Genomic DNA, 18,694 nt, shown 5'->3' with positions numbered 1-18,694 from the left:
GACGGGGAGGGGCTGCGCGAGGTTGAGGGACGAGGCCGCGGGCCTCGGCGGCTCAGTACCAGTGGTTGGCCTGCCAGAACGACCACGCGTCACACGGGCTGCCGTACCGGCTGTTCATGTAGTTCAGGCCCCACTTGATCTGGGTGGCCGGGTTGGTCTGCCAGTCGGCGCCGGCGGACGAGTACTTGGAGGCCGGCAGGGCCTGGAAGAGGCCGTAGGCGCCGGAGGACGCGTTGACCGCGTGGTAGTTCCAGCTGGACTCGTGGTCCACGATGTTGCTGAAGCACTGGAACTGGCCGCTCGGCACCATCTGCCGCGCCATCGCCTGGATCTCGCCGACGGAGTAGGAGCTCTGGACGGCGAAGGTGGAGGCGTCGCGGGTGGCGTCGCGGCTGGCCGCCGCCTTCGCCTCGGCGCGCTCCTTGGCCTCCTTGGCCGCCTTCTCGGCGGCTTCCTTCTTCGCGATCGCGGTCTCGGCGGCTGCCTTGCGGGCGGCCTCCTCGGCGTCCTTCTTGGCGGTGGCGTCGGCGGCGATGGCCTGCGCGTCGGCCTGCTGCGTCAGGGACGCGGTCTGCACCTGGGCCTGCTGGCCCGCCGGGATGTCCGCGAGAAGCGTCGCGTCTGCTGCCGCCTCTGCGTCGTTGGTCTGAGCGGTGCTGCCCGAGGCAACGCCGACGACGCTTCCGACAGCGGTGACCGCGGTGGCCGAGGCCACTGCGAATCCCCGGACCGAGATCCGGCTCACACGGTTTCCTTCCAGCATCGCCCGCTTCGGTGACCCTGGCGGACGCAATCGTGCCCCTGACGCTGGCCTCCCAACTGCGGGGTCACGGGAGGCACGGGCCCGGTGGGCAACTCCCGCGAGGGGAGCGCCGCGTGGTGCTCGGGCGGCATACGACGACGCTATGGAGTTGGCGGTGGCGCTTCGGTTGTGCCGTACCTCCCCCGGCTCCCGAAGGGGCTGGGGGCACCCACAGGGGGTACAGATACAGATGTGTCGTATGCGGGGCCTGACAGGAGTGAGACTCTGCCGCAAGCGGACGCCGGGTGGCAATTCCGCGTTGCGTGTGAAAGCTCACATCCGTTTTCACCCTCGGTATTTCGAGGAACGGCCACACACGAAGACGCCGCCCGGCTAGGCTCTCGACCTTTGCCGGGCGGCGCCGACTGACGCGCAATTACCCCTTACGGGTTATAGATCATCACATCCGTCAGACCTGTCATATCTGACATATAGCCGTCAGATCTGCCCTTCCTCCAGCATTTCGGTCACAAGGGCCGCGATCTGGGACCTCTCGGACCGGGTCAGAGTGACGTGCGCGAACAGCGGATGCCCCTTCAGCTTCTCCACGACGGCGACCACGCCGTCGTAGCGGCCCACCCGCAGGTTGTCGCGCTGCGCCACGTCATGGGTCAGCACGACCCGCGAGTTGGCGCCGATGCGGGACAGCACGGTCAGCAGAACGTTCCGCTCCAGCGACTGGGCCTCGTCCACGATCACGAACGCGTCGTGCAGGGAGCGTCCGCGGATGTGGGTGAGCGGGAGGACCTCCAGCATCCCGCGCGCGGTGACCTCTTCTATGACCTCGCGGCTGGTGACCGCCGAGAGCGTGTCGAAGACCGCCTGCGCCCAGGGGCTCATCTTCTCGGCCTCGGTGCCGGGCAGGTAGCCCAGCTCCTGACCGCCCACCGCGTACAGCGGACGGAAGACCATCACCTTCTGGTGCTGGCGCCGCTCCAGCACGGCCTCCAGGCCGGCGCACAGCGCGAGCGCCGACTTGCCGGTGCCGGCCCGTCCGCCCATCGACACGATCCCGACGTCCGGGTCGAGCAGCAGGTCCAGCGCGATGCGCTGTTCGGCGCTGCGGCCCTTGATGCCGAACGCCTCGCGGTCACCGCGCACGAGGCGGACGTTGCCGTCGGGTGCGACGCGGCCGAGGGCCTTGCCGCGCTCCGACTGGATCGTCAGGCCCGTGTGCACCGGGAGGTCGGCGGCCTCGGGGACGTAGACGTGCCCCTCCTCGAAGAGGATGTCCACCTGCTCGGCGGGCAGCGTCAGTTCGGACATCCCGGTCCAGCCGGAGGAGTCCGTGATGGCGAGTTCGGCCCGGTACTCCTCCGCCAGGAGCCCCACCGACGACGCCTTGATCCGCAGGGGCAGGTCCTTCGACACGACGGTGACGTCGAACCCCTCGGCCTGCAGGTTGCGGGCGACCGCGAGGATGCGGGAGTCGTTGTCCCCCAGGCGGTAGCCGCTGGGCAGCACGCTGGGGTCCGAGTGGTTGAGCTCGACCCGCACGGTCCCGCCGAGTTCCCCGATCGGTATGGGGGCGTCGAGGCGGCCGTACCTGACCCGGTAGTCGTCGAGCAGGCGCAGGGCCTGCCGGGCGAAGTAGCCGAGTTCGGGATGGTGCCGCTTCGCCTCCAGCTCCGTGACCACCACGATGGGGAGCACGACCTCGTGCTCGTCGAAGCGGCTCAGGGCGTTCGGGTCGGCCAGCAGGACGCTGGTGTCGAGAACGTAGGTGCGCCGGTCGGGCTTGTGGCGCTTTGTGCTGGTCACCACGGAAGGACGTACCCCCTCGGATGAGGTCGGGGAGCGACGAGAAGGAGCTGGACCGGTCGACGGCCGCGTTGCACAACGGGCCGAGAACCGGCCCTCCGCCGCTGCGTCAGTGCTGTGACCGCACGATCGGGCTGGTGCAAAGGGCCTCCCGGGCGGACGGCCCCGTGCCGCCCGCTGAGATCCGACACCCGTGGTTCGGGCGTCGACCTGCTTGCCTTATGCCCTCGATTTCACGCCGCCATGCCACGGCGCGCCACGGCGCCCTGGTGAACTCCTCGTTACTTCCGCCCCAGGAACGGCACTACGCGGCTCCCCCCGGGGGGCGTGGGGGGAGCCTGCCGGGAGAGCGCGGGAACCCCTCGGGAAACCCGTGGTGGGCCCGTGGTGGGCCCGTGGTGGGCCCGTGGTGGGCCCGTGCGTCAGCCGCCGTAACGGCGGTGGCGCATCGCGTAGTCGCGCAGGGCGCGCAGGAAGTCGACCTTGCGGAAGGCCGGCCAGAAGACTTCGCAGAAGTAGTACTCCGAATGGGCGGTCTGCCACAGCATGAATCCGGACAGCCGCTGCTCGCCGCTGGTGCGGATCACGAGGTCGGGGTCGGGCTGGGCGCGGGTGTAGAGGTGGCGGCCGATCATGTCGATGTCGACGGCCTCGGCGAGCTCCTCCATCGAGGTGCCCCGCTCCGCCGCGTTGAGGAGCATCGAGCGCACGGCGTCGGCGATCTCCTGGCGTCCGCCGTAGCCGATGGCGACGTTGACCAGTATCCCGTCGACGTTCGCGGTGGTCTCCTCGGCCTCCTTCAGGGTGCGCTGCATCCCCGCGGGCAGCAGGTCCAGCGCGCCGACGTGGTGGACGCGCCAGCGGCCGTCGGCGGCGAGGGAGCGGACGGTGTCCTCGATGATGCCGAGGAGGGGGACGAGTTCCTCCTGCGGCCGGCCGAAGTTGTCGGTGGAGAACAGCCAGAGGGTGACGACCTTGACGTCCGTCTCGGCGCACCAGCCGAGGAACTCCTCGATCTTGTCGGCGCCGGCCTGGTGACCCTGAGCGGTGGTGGAACCCGCGGCCTTCGCCCAGCGCCGGTTGCCGTCCATGATGACGCCGATGTGCTTGGGCACCTGGGCGTGGTCCAGGTGGCCTTCCACCCGGCGTGCGTAGACCCTGACCAGCAGGCCGCGCAGCTTGTCGCGCAGGTTCACGTGATTGTCAGCCCCTCCGTACTGATCGGACAGGCACGGCCCGGGCTCGGCGCTCGGCCGAGGGCGGGCCCTGTCCGCTGGCGGTCCGGGGGCTCCGCAGGGCGGTCCCCGGAGGCGAAGCCTACCCCCGCCGCGCCGGGTCTCGGCCAACGGGTGCGGGGCCCGAGGGCCCGTGGGACACGGGCTGTTGGCCCGTACGGGGGGTTGCGGAGGGCCGCGGGAGGGGCTGCGGCGGCCTTTCGGCGAGCCGGCGGGGCGGGGGGACGCCTGCCTCGCCTGCGCCCCCCGACCGGAAGGGGACCGTGTGTCCCGAGCGGGAGAGGCTGCGCCTGTCCGATCGAAAGGGGCTGCGCCCGTCCCGAGCGGAAGGGGCTGCGCCTCCTGACCGCCAGGGGACCGCTCCTCCCGAGCGGGAGGGGGCTGCGTCTGCCGACCGCGGGGGACTGCGTCTGCCGACCGCGGGGGACTGCGTCTGCCGACCGTGGGGCTGCGTCTCCCGGCTGCGGGGGATTGCGTCTCCCGCGGCGAGAGGGCGCGCCGACGCCGCACGCCGGAGTCCGTGACGGACGGGCGCTCACGGTCGTCGGTCGGGGCACAAAAAACGGGCCGGTCCGTGGGGGGGAGACGGACCGGCCCGAGGGGGGGCTTCCACCATAACCCTTCGTAAGTGCTCCTGCGTGCATCGGCGGCCCACAATTACTCTCCGAATTCGCGCGGCGACGCCGCGATGCCCGCGCGGTGGATCACGACGACGTCGCACGCCGACCTCGTCCAGCCCGCTCACCAGGGCAGATGCGGCACGACCGGCGGGAGACCCGGGTGGGATCCCCGGTTCTGCCGCACTCCGGGCGCCGTACGACGACTTGCCCCAGCGTCCCTCCGGCGGGTGAACGTCCGCCCGCACCCCGGCGCCCCGAGACGCCGGCCGGGTAACCCGGCACCGCGCAGCCCCCTCCACTGCGCGGTGCCGCCCGCGCAGCTTTGCTGGCGCGAATTACCTTGGTCTGAACTTACGCGAAGAAGGGGGACGGAGGCGAGTCGCCGTCGATAACAATGCGATCAACGCGCGTAGCCTGCGAAACTGCGGGCGCAAGATGTGTGCAATGCCCCGATTCGCCCGACGGTTCCTCGTCCCGCAGCCTCAGCCCCGCCCCAGCGGCTTCCGGGCCTCGATGAGGTGCCGGGTGCTGTGGGCGACGAAGGGGCCGTCGGACTCGATTCGCCGGTGCAGGGCGTGGAGCCGGGGCGCGTACGCCTCGGCGGTGAAACCGGGGACCATCCAGATCACCTTGCGCAGGAAGTGGACGACGGCGGCGATGTCGTGGAACTCCATGCGCAGCCGTTCGGCACGCAGGTCGACAACCTCCAGTCCGGCGGCCTCGGCCCCGGCGCGCTCGCGGTCGGGGTGGCGTGCGTTGCGGGAGGCGTCCGGCTGCGGCCCGAGGAAGTACTCGACGAGTTCGACGGCGCTGCCGGGTCCCACGTGCTGGGCGAAGTAGCTGCCGCCGGGCTCCAGGACACGGGCGATCTCCGCCCAGTGCGGCGTCACCGGATGACGGCTGCTGACGAGGTCGAAGGCGCCGTCCGCGAAGGGCAGCGGCGCGTCCTCGGGTGCGGCGACGACCACGGTGCCGCGCGGCCGGAGCCGGGCGGCGGCCTTCGCCACGTTCGGCGGCCACCCTTCGGTGGCGGCCGTGAGCAGCGGCGTTCTCCCGGCCCGGCCGAGGGCGAAGTCCAGCACCTCCCCTCCCCCGGTCTGCACGTCCAGCGCGGCGTTGGCCCGTGCGAGCCGCCCGGCCAGCGACACGGCGTACCCCCAGGAGGGCCGCTCCTCCGTGGCCCGCCCCTCGAACCAGGAGAAGTCCCAGCCCTCCGTCGGCACGGAGGCGCCCTCGGCCACGAGGTCGTCGAAGGCGCGGGAGGCGCGGGAGGTGTCGGAGGTGCTGGAACTGTCGTCGGCGGCCATGAGGCGATCGTCGCAGGACCAGGCGCGCGGGCGCCGCCGGTTTTCCCCGGGTACGGCGTACCGGGGTGCGGCGCGCCGACGGACGGCGGGCCGGCGTCCCGTCGGCACCGTCTCGCCGGTCGCGGCGGCACCGTCCCGTCCGTCGTGTCGGCGTCGGCGTCGGCGTCGGCGTCGGCGTCGGCGTCGGGCTACGGCACGAGCGGCCGGACCTCCTCGGCCACGAACCGGACGAAGCCCTCGGGGTCTGGTTCGTCGCCCGTCGGCTGGAGGATCACCCGGTCGGCCCCGGCGTCGGCGAGCCGCTGAACGGCCTCCGCGACGGCGCCGGCGGCTCCGGCGGCTCCGAGGTCCGGCACGGACTGCAGTCCCCCGGCGACGAGTTCGGCGTGCAGGCGTTCGGCGGCACCGGGCCCGGTGGCGGCGAGCAGATAGACGACGATCTCGTGCGGATCCGCCTGCCGCCCCGCCGACTCGCGCCCCTCCTCGATGAGCCGACGGGCGTGCCGCACCCCGTCGGGCGAGGTGGACGCCGTCAGCAGCGTGCCGTCCGCGGCCTCACCGGTGAGCCGCAGGGAACGCGGCCCGGTGGCTCCGGCGAGGACGGGCGCGGGACCGGCGGGCGGCCAGTCGAGTGCGACGTCGTCGAGGGTGACGTACCGTCCGCCGCGGGTGACCCGTTCTCCACGGAGCAGGGCACGCAGGGCGAGGAGATACTCCCGCAGCAGGGTGACGGGCGACTCCGCTCTGGCGCCCACCTGCCCCATCCAGTCCTGCACTCCGTGTCCGACGGCGAGGACGGGACGTCCGGGGAACATCCGGTGCAGGGTCGCGGCCTCCATCGCGGTGAGGGCGACGTTCCGCAGCGGCACGGGCAGCAGACCGACCCCGATGCGCACGCGCTCGGTCCAGGCGAGGGCCGCGGCGGCCGCCGAGATGCCGCCCTCCATGAAGCAGTCCTCCCACAGCCAGAGTTCTTCGAGCCCGCCGGCGTCCGCGACACGAGCGACGTCACGGAGTCTTTCGGGAGGCAGTTGGGGCCGGAAAACGGCGCCGAGTCCAGTCATGCGCCCTTCCTAACCCGGTCGGCGGCACAGCGACAACACGTTTACGACCGGGCGCCGCTGCCGCCGTGGAGGTCGGGGGCGTTGCGCTCGTAGTGCAGGAGCACGACGCCGTTGCCGAAGGTGCGGCTCTCCACGAGCCGGAGGGCGGCGCCGATCTCACCGCCCTCCGGGAAGAGGCGCCTGCCCCGCCCGAGGAGTACGGGGTGGACGTAGACCCGGTACTCGTCCACCAGATCCCGGCGAACTCGACGATCGCCGCGGGGGCGTCCGGATCGGCGTCGGCGGTGGGCCAGTACCCGGCCATGAGCTCGTAGGTGCGCCGCCCGCTGAGCAGCCCCCCGAACCGCCGGACGGTGTCGTTGAGGTGCCGGTGCAACTCGTCGTCGACGCGGTGCCAGGAGATGTCGTGCCCGGGCCCCTCGAAGTAACCGTCGAGGGAGACGGACATCATCAACACGATCTTCCTCATGACTGACCTCTCCCGGTACCTGTTCGGTGTTCGCTCTCCGCCCCGAACTCCAGAGGATTGTCGAAGCTGACCGTCTCGGCGATCACGCGGAGGATCGCCCGGTACTGCCGACGACGGGCCACGGCCGTCGTGCTGAGCGTGAGGACGGCGAGACGTCGGCAGTCCGGGTGGGGCAGGTGTGTGTGAATCTGCAGGAGCGCCTGCCGCGGCAGGCCACTGCCCGCCGACGGCGTGAGGATGCTCTCACTGAACGTCGCCGGCCCGCAGGGAAGTTCGGCGTATTCGACACCGGTGTGTCCCTGTGCCGACGTAACCGCGCGCGCTGCTGTGACCCCACGCGGGGCCACAGCCGTGTCGCGCCAGGTAATGGTGAAGAAGGAAAACAGCGCCTGACGGTTGGCCGTGCCCCCTCCCTCCGTGTCGTCCCGGTGCAGACCGACGGCGCAGTGGACGGTGCCGACCACACACAGCGCGGCGAGCAGTTGCTGCGCTCTCGCGTAATCGGCGACGAGCCGCGCGCGGATCAGGTCGCTGGGTGCGGCCTCCAGGAATGGGGTGACCGCGGACCGCAGGGTGTCGGCAGCGGGAGTTCCGACCTCCGGAAGCAAGGCGTCGTGGGGAAGGCTCGTGAAGCCGTCCGGCACGGCGAACCAGATGTCCGCTTCGGGATCCCTGACCGATTCGTCAACGATGAAGCGCGTTTCAGTGTTCATGGAGTTCCTGTCCGGTGTCGGGGGCAGATACCGAATCCGGAATCCGGGCGCCCGCACGGCGGGCACGTTCCAGCGCAGCGGGGCCGGCGTTCCGGTCGCGGGGAGGAATCCGACGGTCCAGGGCCGGACGCTGGTAGAGGAGGTGCAGCCGCTGGGGCGCACGGCCGTCCCGTGCCGGTGCCGCGATCACGGCGAGAAAGCGCGGGTCTCCCGCGAACCACAGGGGCTCGATGCGCGCCTTCACCTCGGGCTTGGTGCGAGGTCCCCCGATTCTCCTCAGCCACCAATACGTGCGCATCGAGCGAAGGAAGATCAGCGGAATGCGCTCCGCGGGATCCTCCGGATTGGCGAACTCGAACCACATACCGTCTTCTTGAGCCTCCGGGTGCCGAGCCAGACCTCGCGGCACACCGGGCAGCACTTGCCAGGGGTACTGCTGCAGAACCCGCCGCATGCGCAGCGACGAGGGAAAGCAGAAGAACTGCAGGAAGGCGCGGAAGAACGCGTACACCAGGAGCGGGAAGAAGATCCAGCCGATCCCGACCGGAGTGGCCACGATGAGGAAGAGAAGGCCGAACGCGGCGGCTGCCCAGCCGATCAGCCGGAGAACGGTCATGGCGACGTGCTGAATCCAGACCCGACGGGTGCGCGGATGTTCCCAAGCGGTTGCGCAGTCACGGACAGACACAGGCTCTTCCCGGTTCGTCACGATCAGGAACGGAGGTGCTGGACGAGTTCGAAGACGGCACCCAGGTCGACAGCGGACCGAGCGCCGTCGATACCCGCCACCGTGCCGTCCTTGATGCCGTCATCGTCGGCGTCCAAAAGGCTATCGGCCAGGCCGAAACCGGCGGTGCCGACGCCGAGGGACGCGGAACCCACCTCGATCGTCCTGATGGACGGTGCCGCCCGCGCGCCTCGGACAGTGAAGGTGAGCAGTGCATTGTCCAGTGTGGCGACGGCACGGGCCTGTTCCCAGCCGGCGGCTCCGAACCGCGTCGCCAGCCGGCCCAGGGTGAGGGCTTCTTCGGCCTGGCTGGCTGCCCGGAGGGTTTCCATGCCTCCTTTCCAGACGGCCCCGAGTCCTGGCAGCATCCCGAGCACGTCACCACCCACCGTGACGAGATTGCTCCAGAAGTCCGTATCGAATTCGTGTCTGGAGAATCCGTCCCACAACGAGGCGCGCAGTTCCGCGTCGCCGAACACCCGTAGCGCCAGGGCCCCCGCACTCAGCGCTGATGCGGTGAGCATCAGCCCGGCCACCATGGCGAGTCCAAGAGGTCCGGAGAAGACGATTGCCACCAGCCCGATGACACCCGCCACGGCGCTGAGGATGTCCGGAAGGTTCTCCCCCAGCCAGTCGAGTGCGTTGTCGAACCACCCGGGCTCGTGCGGTGCGAGTTTCTTCGTCGCGTCGCGGATCCTGACTGCCCGCTGCAGCGCCCGGCTCTCGTGTTCCTCCGCGAGTCGCTTGGCCTTCGCGATGACCTTGTCGAGGTCGGCCTGGGCATCCTCGACAGCCCTGTCCGCGCGGCTCGGGGCTTTCCGGGCAATCCCGCGATGGCCGCCCTCACCGTTCGGATCGCAGTTGTCGCGGGTCTTGCTCGCCCGGCCCTTCGCCGCGTCGATGGCGGCCTGCGCGTCCTCCGCCATCTTCTCCAGTCCCCTGGCACGACGCTGGAAGTCGTCGAGTTCGTCTTCCCAGCGGCCGAGTTGCTTCGCTGCCTTCCGAAGTGAATGCGCGGCGTTCTTCAGGTTCAAGGGGAGGGGGCCGCCATCAAGCTGTTCACGGAAGGCGACGGCGGCGTCGCCCTCCCAATAGCTGCCGTGGAGCAGTCGGGTGACCAATCCGTGTGTGTCCTCGAGGATCTTGGCGCAGCCACTGAGCTTCTTATGCAGTGCTCGGACGGTCTCCGTGTCGCCGGGCACTGGGTTGAATCCCAGATGGGGATAACCGGGGTTCGGGACGTGCGGGGCCGACTTCAGAGCCTGCGGCTGGTCGAGATCTGCCCGGGACAGGGGACCGAGAGCCGCACCGGTACGCTCGGCCGAAGGAGTGACGCTCACTTCCGGCTCCCGCCGCTGTCGTGCCCGGCTTTCCTCAGCGCCTCCTCCAGCGCCCTGTCGACTTCCCGATAGCTGTCCCGGCTCTTTCCGATGATCTCGGCCAGGTCCTCCGTCTGCTTGCCGATCTCGTCGGTGCCGTACCGCCAGTGGTCCTGGAAGCCCTCACAGGCGCTGTCGAGGTCGTCGGTGCCCAGTCCGGCGACGTTCGCGTCCAGCAGCGCCCTGCGGATGCCTACGAGCGCGGTCCTCGACCTCCGCAGCTGTTTCATGAAATGCGCCAGTTCGCCGCCGTCCACAGCCAGTCGATCCGCCATGCGGCGCCTCCTCCCGGTCCATCAGCCCCATTGGGGAAAACGACACGGCCGGACTTTCGTGACGCACACGAAGGCGCTCCCTCCTTCCGGGGGGAGCGCCTCAGCGGGCAGCGGGTGACGAAGACAGTGAAGACGTGGAGCGAATCGTCAGCGGTTGACGGCCTGGATCTCCTGGACGACGACGTCCTGCGTCGCGCCGAAGGTGCCGTCGGGAAGGTCGCCGCCCGCACCGCCGGAGCCGGTCCAGTGGATCTTCCAGGTGACGGTGGCCTTGAGCGGGTACGAACCGTCGCCCGAGGAGCGCAGGTACCTCACCCCACAGGGCGGGGTCTGGTCGGCCTTGCCCCTCGCGTAGGGCTCACCGATACGGCCGTCGTGCATCTCGCACACGCCGGAGGCCGGGTACGTGTCCGCGTCCGCAGTGCCTGGCTCGATCTGGAGAGAGACCGGCTCCGCCGTCGCGGTCGCCTCGATCCCGAGGACAGGCACGGAGGCAGTGACGGAGACCGGCTTGAAGTCGGCGCTGTCCAGCCACACCCACGTGGGGAGATTCACCTTCGTCGTGTGCGCCGGAGCCAGTTCCACTTTTGTGCCCGGAACGCGGATCTCGGCATACGCAAGCTCGGCCAGGACTTCCGGAGTAACGGCGTTCTTGATGTCCGCGGGGGGCTGGTCGCCCTTGTCCACCCAGAAGATGGGTTCATCGCAGGAGTCCCACCCTGGGGGGAAGCCTTCGTTGACGTACGAGTCCCACCAATATCCGTCTCCAGCCTTGTCCTTGTTGAAGTCCTTGTAAGGATGGCCGTTGACATAGCGGTCTCGTTGCTGGGAGTCCCAGTCGGCGCCGGTCGAGCCGGCCTCCCAGATCGGCTTCAGGTAACTCTCGAGCTGCTCGGGCGTATACCTGGGCGCGTACCAGCAGGCCGGCGGCGTCCACGATGTCCTCGACGTCACCGCCCCGGCAGCACTCCCACTGCCGTTCTTCGAACGATCGAAGACGACGCCGCCGACCGTCACCGAAACCGTTCCATCATGGTCGGTTTCTGCGTGCTGCTCCGTATCGCCGTTGTTTCCGTGCTTGCCACGGCCCGCGAATGCTGTCTGAGAAGGGAAGAAGCAGACACACACAACCGCCAGAACCGTTGCAGTCCTTACCGAGTTCCTCACGGCTGGCACTCCTTGGCACCCCTCTTCGATACAATGGCGGTGGTCTGCCAGATGCCGTGAGTGTTCTTGGCGAGCTTAGTGTTGTACAACACGTAGCTGTCCGAATCCGCCGGCGACTTGTCGACCTTCTTGGTCTTCCTGTTCTTGATGAAGGATTTACTCTCGTCGGAGCAGTAGGACACGTATGCCTGTCCGTCTCCGGAGAGCGTCACCTTGCGGTCGAAGTACCGGGTCACCCCGATCCACGTGTCACCGCTGTCGATATACCGCTGCACGTATGTGATCGACGAGCTCAAAGCCTTGTCCGTGTTGTAGAAGCCGAGAGCCTTCGTACTGGTGCTCCCCTTGAAGATGGCCTCATCGACAGAGTTGACGCTGAGTGCGCTGTCCGCGAGAATCGCGTCCTTCGTCGCATCTCCCGTCTTTGCGCCCTCGAAGACGTTCTTGGCACCCGAGGGGAAAGTGATCTCCGGGCGGCCTGCGACGCCCAACTCGCTCGGGCTAGGAGAAGCTGACGCTTCGCCACTCGTGTCGGCTCCCGCGATCTTGTCGTTGGCCTTGTTCTTGGAGCTGTCGTCGCTCCCGCACGCGGACAACGACAGGGCCGCAGCGGCGGTCAGAGCGATCGCTGCGAGCAGGGTTGGGCGGGGGTTCACAGTCGGCTCCCGGTGAGGCGAGGCTTCTCTCGAGCGAACCAACGCTATCCGGGGGGAGGGGGTGACACCAGCGCGGCTGAGGGGAACTGACGTTGTGTCGGATCACAAGTGCCTTTCTCGCCGCGGTACTTGGTGGAAGTTGTCATGAGGCGGCCGCGATGCCGCCGAGCATCAGTCCGGTCAGTGTGCCGGTCAGCATGAACGGGCCCAGGGGGATGGATGACTTGCGGGTGGCTCGGTGGGTCGCGAGCATGGTCGCGCCGTACAGGGCGCCGTAGAGGAGGCCGGTGAGGGCGCCGGTCAGGAGGGTCGGCCAGCCGTACCAGCCGAGGGCCGTGCCGAGGGGCAGGGCGAGTTTGACGTCGCCGAAGCCCATGCCGGACGGGTTGGCGAGGAAGAGGACGAAGTAGGCGGCGCACAGGGCGAGGCCGCCGAGGAGGGCCGTCGGCCAGGAGCCTGCCGCGGCGGGGAGCAGGGCCGCGACGGCCAGGAGGAGCGTGGTCGTGGCGGCGAGCGGCAGTGTCAGGACGTCGGGGAGTCGGTGAACCCGGATGTCGATCAGCGCGAGCAGGATCGCCACCGGGGTGAGCAGGAGCCAGACCGCCGTCTCCGGGCGGGGGCCCGACGCGGTGGCCAGCGCCGCGCAGACCAGGGCGGTCGCCGTGGACGTGGTGGGGGTGTGCGGGCCGTACGCGCCGCAGGGGCCGTTCGGTTCGAGGGTGGGGCAGGTCGCCCGGCCCAGCCAGCCGCCGTACGCGCCGGTGATCGGGTGACCGGCGGGGCAGCGGGAGTTCCAGGGCTCGTCCGGTTCGACGGAGAAGCGGTGGGCGGCGCGGGGCAGTACGAGACCCGTGCCCGCTCCCCAGAGGGTGGCCGCGACGATCAGGAGTACGCGCACGGCGGGGACACTACGGGCCCGGCAGTCGGCAGCGCATGGGTCCGTGGGCCCATGCGGGGCCTACTCGGGCGCGGACGGGGCGGATAGGTTCGGTCGGCGGACGTGGTGGTGGCGGGAGGGGGCCTGGCATGGGGCGGCGTTGGCGGGACGGGCGGGGCAGGCTGGTCGTGCACCGGGAGGGCGGCGCGGGGGCCCCGCTCACCGTGCCGCTGGAGATCGCCACCTCCTATCGGGCCCGTACCAAGGGGTTGTTGGGGCGGGACTCCGTCGACGGGGCGATCCTGCTGTCGCCCGCCAGCGGCGTGCACACCTTCCGCATGCGCATCCCCATCGATGTCGCCTACCTGGACCGCCGCCTGCGGGTCGTCGCGGTGCGCACCATGAGGCCGGGGCGGCTGGGATTGCCCCGGCCGCGTTCACGGCACGTGCTGGAGGCTGAGGCCGGGGCGATGACCGGGTGGGGGCTTCGGGTCGGCGTGCGGATCGAGGTGGTGGAGGAGGAAGCGGGGTGAGGCGCGCGGCGCGTGGTCGGAGGCGGGGTGTCAACCGGCCGGCTGCTCGTCGTCGGTGGGCCAGGGGGTGCGCCTCGGGCGTCTGTGCCACCACCAGCGTTCGGGGTCCTCGGTGGCGGTGGGCTCGGTTCGGTCCAGGAAGGTCCGGTCCAGGAGTGTCAGCGCTGAGCGCAGGGCGTCCGCGTGTGCCTCGTCGATCCGGGTGAGCAGCCGGCCCAGTTCGTTCCGGGATTCCAGGTCCCTGCGGAACAGGTCCTCCCGGTAACGCCCCGAGGGGCCCCAGTCGGCTTCGAGGCGGCGGACCAGCCTCTCCCATACCCGCAGGCTGTAGTGCACACGCCCTTCCATGCTCGCCGTCGTACCCCTCGGGTACCCGGTGAGGAAGGCGTCGGCCACGGGTGTGGGGACGGGCTCCCGGTCCAGGACCTCCGGCAGGGACTCGACCCGTGCGCGTGGCAGGTCCGGCACCGGTTCCTCCACCGCGTCGACCCGGTACGCCGTGCCGTCGGCGGCCTCCGTGTCGACGGCCTCGGTGTCGACGGCCTCCAGGCGGCAGCGGACCGCGCGCCCGTCCGGTACGGCGACCCAGTACGCGCTCGGCAGATCGAGGTCCGCGGGGTCGGCCGGGTACAGGACGGAGCCGTCCAGGCCGGCCGCGAGGCCGTGCGCCAGTCGCGGCTCCGTCAGGTCGCCGGCCGTCTCGCCGGCCACGGTGACGGTGACGTCCAGTTCGAGGGCGAGATCGCCCGGGGGCAGCCGGCGGTAGGTGCACAGCACCGGCGCGTCCCAGTGACGTCCTTCCTGGTCACCGTCCGCGTCGGCCACGTCGACCGACCCCTCCGGGAGCCCGAGCAGGTCCGCCAGGGCCCGCCGGAGACGCGCCGGGTCGCCGTCCGCGACGGTGAAGAGGTTCGCCATCATTTGTACGTCCCGTCGTAGATCTCCTTGGCCTTCTGGACCTTCGCGGGATTGTTGACGAACTTGGGGTCGCGCTGCAATTGCTGCGATTTGCTCAGGTCGCCCTTGTTCCGGGCGATCTCCTTCAGCGCGGCGTACTCGATGCGGTCCAGTTCGACCAGGCCGGGACCGGACTTGGGGAAGACCGTACCGTTGCCTTCCACCTCGTACGTACGGCCGTTGATCTCATACGTGTTGCCGTCGGCCGACAGGGTGGCGCGGCCGTCGGCGATGCCCTCGATGTCGGAGCGGACCAGGTCCTCGTTGCCCCGCAGGATGATGGTGTTGCGCTCCTTGACCTGGCCGCCCGCCGCTCCGCTGACGGTGTGACGCTTGTTCGGAAACTTCAGGGTCTTCCCGCGGGCCGGGCCGGGGATGTCGTCCCGCGCCTTCCACTCGTTCGCCGGCCTGTTCTTCCCGGCGGCGTCCTCGGCGGCCTGCTCGGCCTCGTCGGCCTGCTTGCGGGCCTCCTGGGCCTGCTGCTTGGCCTCCTCGTCGCAGCCCTCCTCGGCGAGGACGACGTAGGGGGAGTCCGCGGGGCCGGCGGCGAGCACGGTCGTGCCGGCGCCGGGTCCGCCCGCGTACGGCACTCCGCCCGCGTACGGCACCCTGCGGGCCGGTGCGGCGATGGTGCAGCCGGACTCGCGTGCCTTGCGTTCGGCCTCGTCCGCGGCCTCGTCGGCCTTCTTCGCCGCCTTCTCGGCGCCCTCGACGTCGCCCGCCTTCGCGGCGCGCTTCGCGTCCTCGGCCGCCTCGCCCGCCTTCTCCGCGAGCCTGCCCAGCTTGCCGAGTTTGCCGAGCACCCCGACCTTCTCGGCGACCTTGCCGATGTCGTAGCCGGGGATGAAGAGGGAGCCGACGTTCCAGAGGACGGTCGTGACGGCACGGGTCTTGTTGCCCTTGTTCCACTGGTCGGCCACGTCGTCGCCGATGAACATGTCGTACAGGACCGTGCCGCCGGTCTTCAGGGACGCGCCGCCCCAGTTCCAGAGGGCGCCGAGGTAGTCGCCCTTGGACCACTTGCCGGAGGCGCCCTCGGAGTTCTTCAGCCAGTCGTCGCCGAGCTGCTTGCCGTAGTCGGCGAGGCCGCTGAAGGTGTCGCCCGGGTGGCGGACCATGTCCCAGATGCCGGTGAGGTCGCCCCAGATGCCGTCGACGAAGAGGCCTTGACCGACCTGTTTGACCTGGTCGCCGGCGCAGCTCAGGAAGGCGCCGAAGCCGCTGAAGCAGCCGTCGTCCTTCTTCTTCTCGTCGCCCTTCTTCTTCTCGTCGCCCTTCTTCTTCTCGTCGTCGGGCTGGTTGTCGTCGTTGCCGTCGTTGTCGGTGCCGTCGCTGTGGTCCGCGGGGTCGTCGTTTCCGGTGCCGGCCGTGGTACCGGTGTTGCTTCCGTCGGCGCCTTCCGTCGTGCCGCCTGTGGACTCCCGGGGGTTGCCGTTGTCGTCCCCCGCCCGGACGTCCGTGCCGCCGCCGTCGGTGGGGGCCGGGCAGGCCGAGCCCGTGACCTCGCAGACCTTCGCGCGGATGCCGCCGTATATCTGGGTGCCGAGGCCGCTGACCAGCAGCGCGACGGTGATCGCGGCGACGATGGCGACGAGCCCGGCGTACTCCACCGTCGTCTGTCCCTCGTCGCGGCGCCAGCGGATCATGCGGGCCAGGGAGAAGGGGCGGCGTTCGGCGCGCTCCAGACCGGGGGTCTCGTACCACCGGCGGCTCTCCCCGCGGAGCAGGAAGACGAGGACGAGGACCGGCAGGACGAGCTGCACGCCACCGCGGGCCGACCCGGCGACGAGGTTGGCGAGGCCGGTGAGGATCAGCCAGACCTGTACGGCGATCAGACCGCGCCGGACCCGCGGCCCGCCCTCCCAGCTGCGCCGGGCCAGCCACCAGCCGAGGGCGCCGGGCGCGGCGGCGTAGACGAGCAGGGCCAGGACGCCGCCGTCGAAGGCGTCGTAGGAGGCCGCGGTGAGCAGCAGGCCCAGGCCGCCGACGACCGTGATCGCGAACAGGGCGTGGACGATGACGAGGGCGGCCGACAACGGTGCGGGCATGCTCCGGCGCCCGCTCCCCGGCTCCCCCGACGGCCACACGGCTGCCCCGCCTTCCGGCACTCCCCCGATCGACGACATGTCCTCCCCCTCGTCAACTCCGCCGGTTCGGGGGTGTGTTCACGCGCCCGCGGACAGTGTCGCCCGGATCCCCGCCGCTCCCCCGCCGCCGGTCCACGACATGGGTCGACGGTAGGGAGGGGACGGCTGGGCCGCATGGGCCCGTGGGCCCAAATCGGCACCCAACGCCGCCGCGTCGGCCGCACGGTCCCGGTGATCGCGCCGACGACGTGGTCCGGGTCGTGGGTGTGACCGGTGATCCGGCGGATACCGGCACGTCATGGGCTGGTTGGCTGAGGTGTACGAGACAGACCGCCGTGTGACGCAGGGACTGGCGGCGCGGGTGCCGTCCGGGTTGCACAAGGTGCTGTCCGCGGTGGAGGAGACGGCGGAGAGCGGCAAGTTGTGGTTCGGCGCCGCCGCCGTGATGGCGTGGTCGGGCGGCCTGCGCGGGCGGAAGGCCGCGGCCGCGGGCCTGGCTGCCCTGGCCGTGGCACAACTCGCCTGCAACGGCGTCGGGAAGCAGCTGACCGGGCGTCCCCGGCCGCCGAAGGACTGGGTGCCGCACGACGAGGCCGACGAGCGTCCCGACTCGTCGTCGTTCCCTTCCGGGCACACCGCGGCGGCGGTCGCCTTCACGGCGGCGGTCGCTCCGTCGTGGCCGTCGGCCGGCGTCGTGTGCGCTGTGCCGGCCGCGTTGGTGGCCGTGGAGCGGGTGCAGAGCGGCGCCCACTATCCCAGTGACGTCGTCAGCGGGGCCGCCGTCGGGCTGCTCGGCGCCTGGCTCGTGCGGGCGGCGCCCGGACTGCTGCCGCGGTACCTGCGGTGGCGGTAGGGAGCGCAGGAACCGCTCGCCGTGAAGTGTCCTGAACTCGCAGGACGGGGTACTCGCGCCTCCATCGGATCCAGCGGATCCAGCGGATCCAACGGATCCAACGGATCCAACGGATCGGACGCATCCGACGGACCGGGCCGACCGGGGACGGGCCCCGCCCACCCGCCAGGACCAGGACCAGGAAAACGAACAGACGCAGGAACAGGAACAGGAACAGGAACAGGTAGACGGGAGGTGATCGTCGTGTCGAGTACGCAACCGCACTCCGTTCCTCGCGGCGGGGAGCCGGACGGTTCCGGCGCGGAACCGGTCAGTGAACTGGTGCAGCGGGCATCGCACCAGCTGACGGAGCTGCTGCGCGGCGAACTGAGGCTGGCGCAGACGGAGATGAAGGAGAAGGGCAAACGGTACGGGAAGGGCGGCGGGCTGTTCGGCGGCGCCGGCGTCGTCGGCTTTCTGACTCTGCAGGCCCTCGTGGCCACCGCCGTCGCCGCGCTCGCGGTGCCGTTGCCGGTGTGGGCCGCGGCGCTGATCGTCACGGCTGTGCTGGGGCTGATCACCGGGCTCATGGCACTGAGCGGGAGGAAGCAGATCCGCGAGGGCGCGCCACCGGCCCCCGAACAAGCCATCGCCGGCGTGAAGTCCGACATGACCGAGATCAAGGAGCGTGCACACCGATGACCCAGCCGCCTCACGACGAGCAGACCGCCGCGAGCACGGAGGAACTGCGCGAGCAGGTCGAGGAGACCCGCAAGGAACTCGGGCAGACGGTGGAGGCGCTGGCGGCCAAGACCGACGTCAGGGCACGGGCGCAGGAGAAGGCCGCTGACGTCAGGGCGCAGGCCCAGGAGAGGGCGGCGGACGTCAGGGCACAGGCCGCCGCCAAGGCCGGGGAGTTGCGGGCCAAGGCGTCCGATGTCGCGCACCAGGTGCAGGAACGGCTGCCCGACCCGGTGAAGGACAAGGCGCTCCAGGCCGCCGAGCAGGCCCGGGCCAAGGCCGTGCAGGCCGGACATCTCCTCCAGGAGAAGGCACCCGAGCCGGTGCGCCAGAAGGCGGCCGAGGGGGCGCGGGCGGCGCGGGACAACCGCGCGCTGCTGCTGGCGGTGACCGCGGGCGCCGTGCTGGCGTGGATGGCGTACCGACGCGGGCGGTGACGGGAGCGGCCCCTTGAGCAGCCGAGCAGCCGTCGGCCCGTCCCTGTCGTCGATC

18 protein-coding genes and 1 pseudogene are annotated in these 18,694 nt (G+C 70.6%); 4 read left to right on the top strand and 15 right to left on the bottom strand.

What is annotated here, in order from left to right; translation table 11 throughout:
* Window positions 1–52: 52 nt before the first annotated feature.
* The 13 genes and pseudogenes from VKA29_RS20970 to VKA29_RS20910 form a co-directional block, all read right to left on the bottom strand.
* Window positions 53–763, bottom strand: a complete 711-nt coding sequence (locus VKA29_RS20970) for a transglycosylase SLT domain-containing protein (protein ID WP_324787418.1) — start codon at window positions 761–763, stop codon at window positions 53–55.
* 477 nt (window positions 764–1,240) lie between these two features.
* Window positions 1,241–2,566: a PhoH family protein gene (locus tag VKA29_RS20965; RefSeq protein WP_324787417.1), complete on the bottom strand. Its 1,326-nt coding sequence runs from the start codon at window positions 2,564–2,566 to the stop codon at window positions 1,241–1,243.
* Window positions 2,567–2,985: 419 nt separating this feature from the next.
* Complete coding sequence (locus tag VKA29_RS20960) at window positions 2,986–3,759, bottom strand: isoprenyl transferase (protein ID WP_324787416.1); 774 nt, start codon at window positions 3,757–3,759, stop codon at window positions 2,986–2,988.
* Window positions 3,760–4,900: 1,141 nt separating this feature from the next.
* Window positions 4,901–5,725 (bottom strand): methyltransferase domain-containing protein, encoded by an 825-nt coding sequence (locus VKA29_RS20955; RefSeq protein WP_324787415.1) that lies wholly within the window; start codon window positions 5,723–5,725, stop codon window positions 4,901–4,903.
* A gap of 188 nt (window positions 5,726–5,913) precedes the next feature.
* Window positions 5,914–6,789 (bottom strand): LLM class flavin-dependent oxidoreductase, encoded by an 876-nt coding sequence (locus VKA29_RS20950; protein WP_324787414.1) that lies wholly within the window; start codon window positions 6,787–6,789, stop codon window positions 5,914–5,916.
* Window positions 6,790–6,830: 41 nt separating this feature from the next.
* Window positions 6,831–7,258, bottom strand: a pseudogene (locus VKA29_RS20945) (dihydrofolate reductase family protein).
* Window positions 7,255–7,971 carry a hypothetical protein gene (locus tag VKA29_RS20940; protein ID WP_324787413.1) on the bottom strand — a complete coding sequence of 239 codons (717 nt, stop codon included), beginning with the start codon at window positions 7,969–7,971 and terminating at the stop codon, window positions 7,255–7,257. The pseudogene VKA29_RS20945 and the gene VKA29_RS20940 overlap by 4 nt, the downstream one beginning before the upstream one ends.
* Entirely contained in the window at window positions 7,961–8,587 is a 627-nt protein-coding gene (locus VKA29_RS20935) for a hypothetical protein (protein ID WP_324787412.1), read from the bottom strand. Before VKA29_RS20935 ends, VKA29_RS20940 begins: the two co-directional genes overlap by 11 nt.
* A 95-nt stretch (window positions 8,588–8,682) precedes the next feature.
* Complete coding sequence (locus VKA29_RS20930) at window positions 8,683–10,038, bottom strand: hypothetical protein (RefSeq protein WP_324787411.1); 1,356 nt, start codon at window positions 10,036–10,038, stop codon at window positions 8,683–8,685.
* Window positions 10,035–10,352, bottom strand: a complete 318-nt coding sequence (locus tag VKA29_RS20925) for a hypothetical protein (protein ID WP_324787410.1) — start codon at window positions 10,350–10,352, stop codon at window positions 10,035–10,037. The genes VKA29_RS20930 and VKA29_RS20925 overlap by 4 nt, the downstream gene beginning before the upstream one ends.
* A gap of 147 nt (window positions 10,353–10,499) precedes the next feature.
* A complete protein-coding gene (locus VKA29_RS20920) occupies window positions 10,500–11,528 on the bottom strand; it encodes a hypothetical protein (protein WP_324787409.1) in 1,029 nt (342 codons plus the stop codon).
* On the bottom strand, window positions 11,516–12,175 hold the full coding sequence (locus VKA29_RS20915) for a hypothetical protein (RefSeq protein WP_324787408.1): 660 nt from the start codon (window positions 12,173–12,175) through the stop codon (window positions 11,516–11,518). The genes VKA29_RS20920 and VKA29_RS20915 overlap by 13 nt, the downstream gene beginning before the upstream one ends.
* Before the next feature lie 142 nt (window positions 12,176–12,317).
* Window positions 12,318–13,073, bottom strand: coding sequence for an A24 family peptidase (locus VKA29_RS20910; RefSeq protein WP_324787407.1), 756 nt, complete (start codon window positions 13,071–13,073; stop codon window positions 12,318–12,320).
* A gap of 128 nt (window positions 13,074–13,201) precedes the next feature.
* Here VKA29_RS20910 and VKA29_RS20905 point away from each other — a divergent pair, with 128 nt between their 5' ends.
* The gene (locus VKA29_RS20905; protein WP_324787406.1) at window positions 13,202–13,585 is read left to right on the top strand and encodes a DUF192 domain-containing protein; all 384 of its coding nucleotides are present in this window, start codon (window positions 13,202–13,204) and stop codon (window positions 13,583–13,585) included.
* Between the two features lie 30 nt (window positions 13,586–13,615).
* Here the strand turns inward: VKA29_RS20905 and VKA29_RS20900 are convergent, their stop codons facing one another.
* Together VKA29_RS20900 and VKA29_RS20895 are read right to left on the bottom strand one after the other, a co-directional pair.
* Window positions 13,616–14,506: a hypothetical protein gene (locus VKA29_RS20900; protein ID WP_324787405.1), complete on the bottom strand. Its 891-nt coding sequence runs from the start codon at window positions 14,504–14,506 to the stop codon at window positions 13,616–13,618.
* Complete coding sequence (locus VKA29_RS20895; RefSeq protein ID WP_324787404.1) at window positions 14,503–16,590, bottom strand: hypothetical protein; 2,088 nt, start codon at window positions 16,588–16,590, stop codon at window positions 14,503–14,505. The genes VKA29_RS20900 and VKA29_RS20895 overlap by 4 nt, the downstream gene beginning before the upstream one ends.
* 337 nt (window positions 16,591–16,927) lie before the next feature.
* On the opposite strand from VKA29_RS20895, the gene VKA29_RS20890 reads away from it, so the two are divergent.
* The 3 genes from VKA29_RS20890 (at window position 16,928) to VKA29_RS20880 (ending at window position 18,639) form a co-directional block, all read left to right on the top strand.
* Complete coding sequence (locus tag VKA29_RS20890; RefSeq protein WP_324787403.1) at window positions 16,928–17,482, top strand: phosphatase PAP2 family protein; 555 nt, start codon at window positions 16,928–16,930, stop codon at window positions 17,480–17,482.
* Window positions 17,483–17,716: 234 nt separating this feature from the next.
* On the top strand, window positions 17,717–18,163 hold the full coding sequence (locus tag VKA29_RS20885; RefSeq protein WP_420718535.1) for a phage holin family protein: 447 nt from the start codon (window positions 17,717–17,719) through the stop codon (window positions 18,161–18,163).
* Complete coding sequence (locus tag VKA29_RS20880; protein WP_324787402.1) at window positions 18,160–18,639, top strand: DUF3618 domain-containing protein; 480 nt, start codon at window positions 18,160–18,162, stop codon at window positions 18,637–18,639. The genes VKA29_RS20885 and VKA29_RS20880 overlap by 4 nt, the downstream gene beginning before the upstream one ends.
* Window positions 18,640–18,694: the final 55 nt, after the last annotated feature.

This window comes from Streptomyces sp. H51 (assembly GCF_035656535.1).
Lineage (GTDB): Bacteria > Actinomycetota > Actinomycetes > Streptomycetales > Streptomycetaceae > Streptomyces.
Note: the sequence above shows the minus strand (reverse complement) of the source record. Positions and strands in the feature narration are given on the sequence as shown.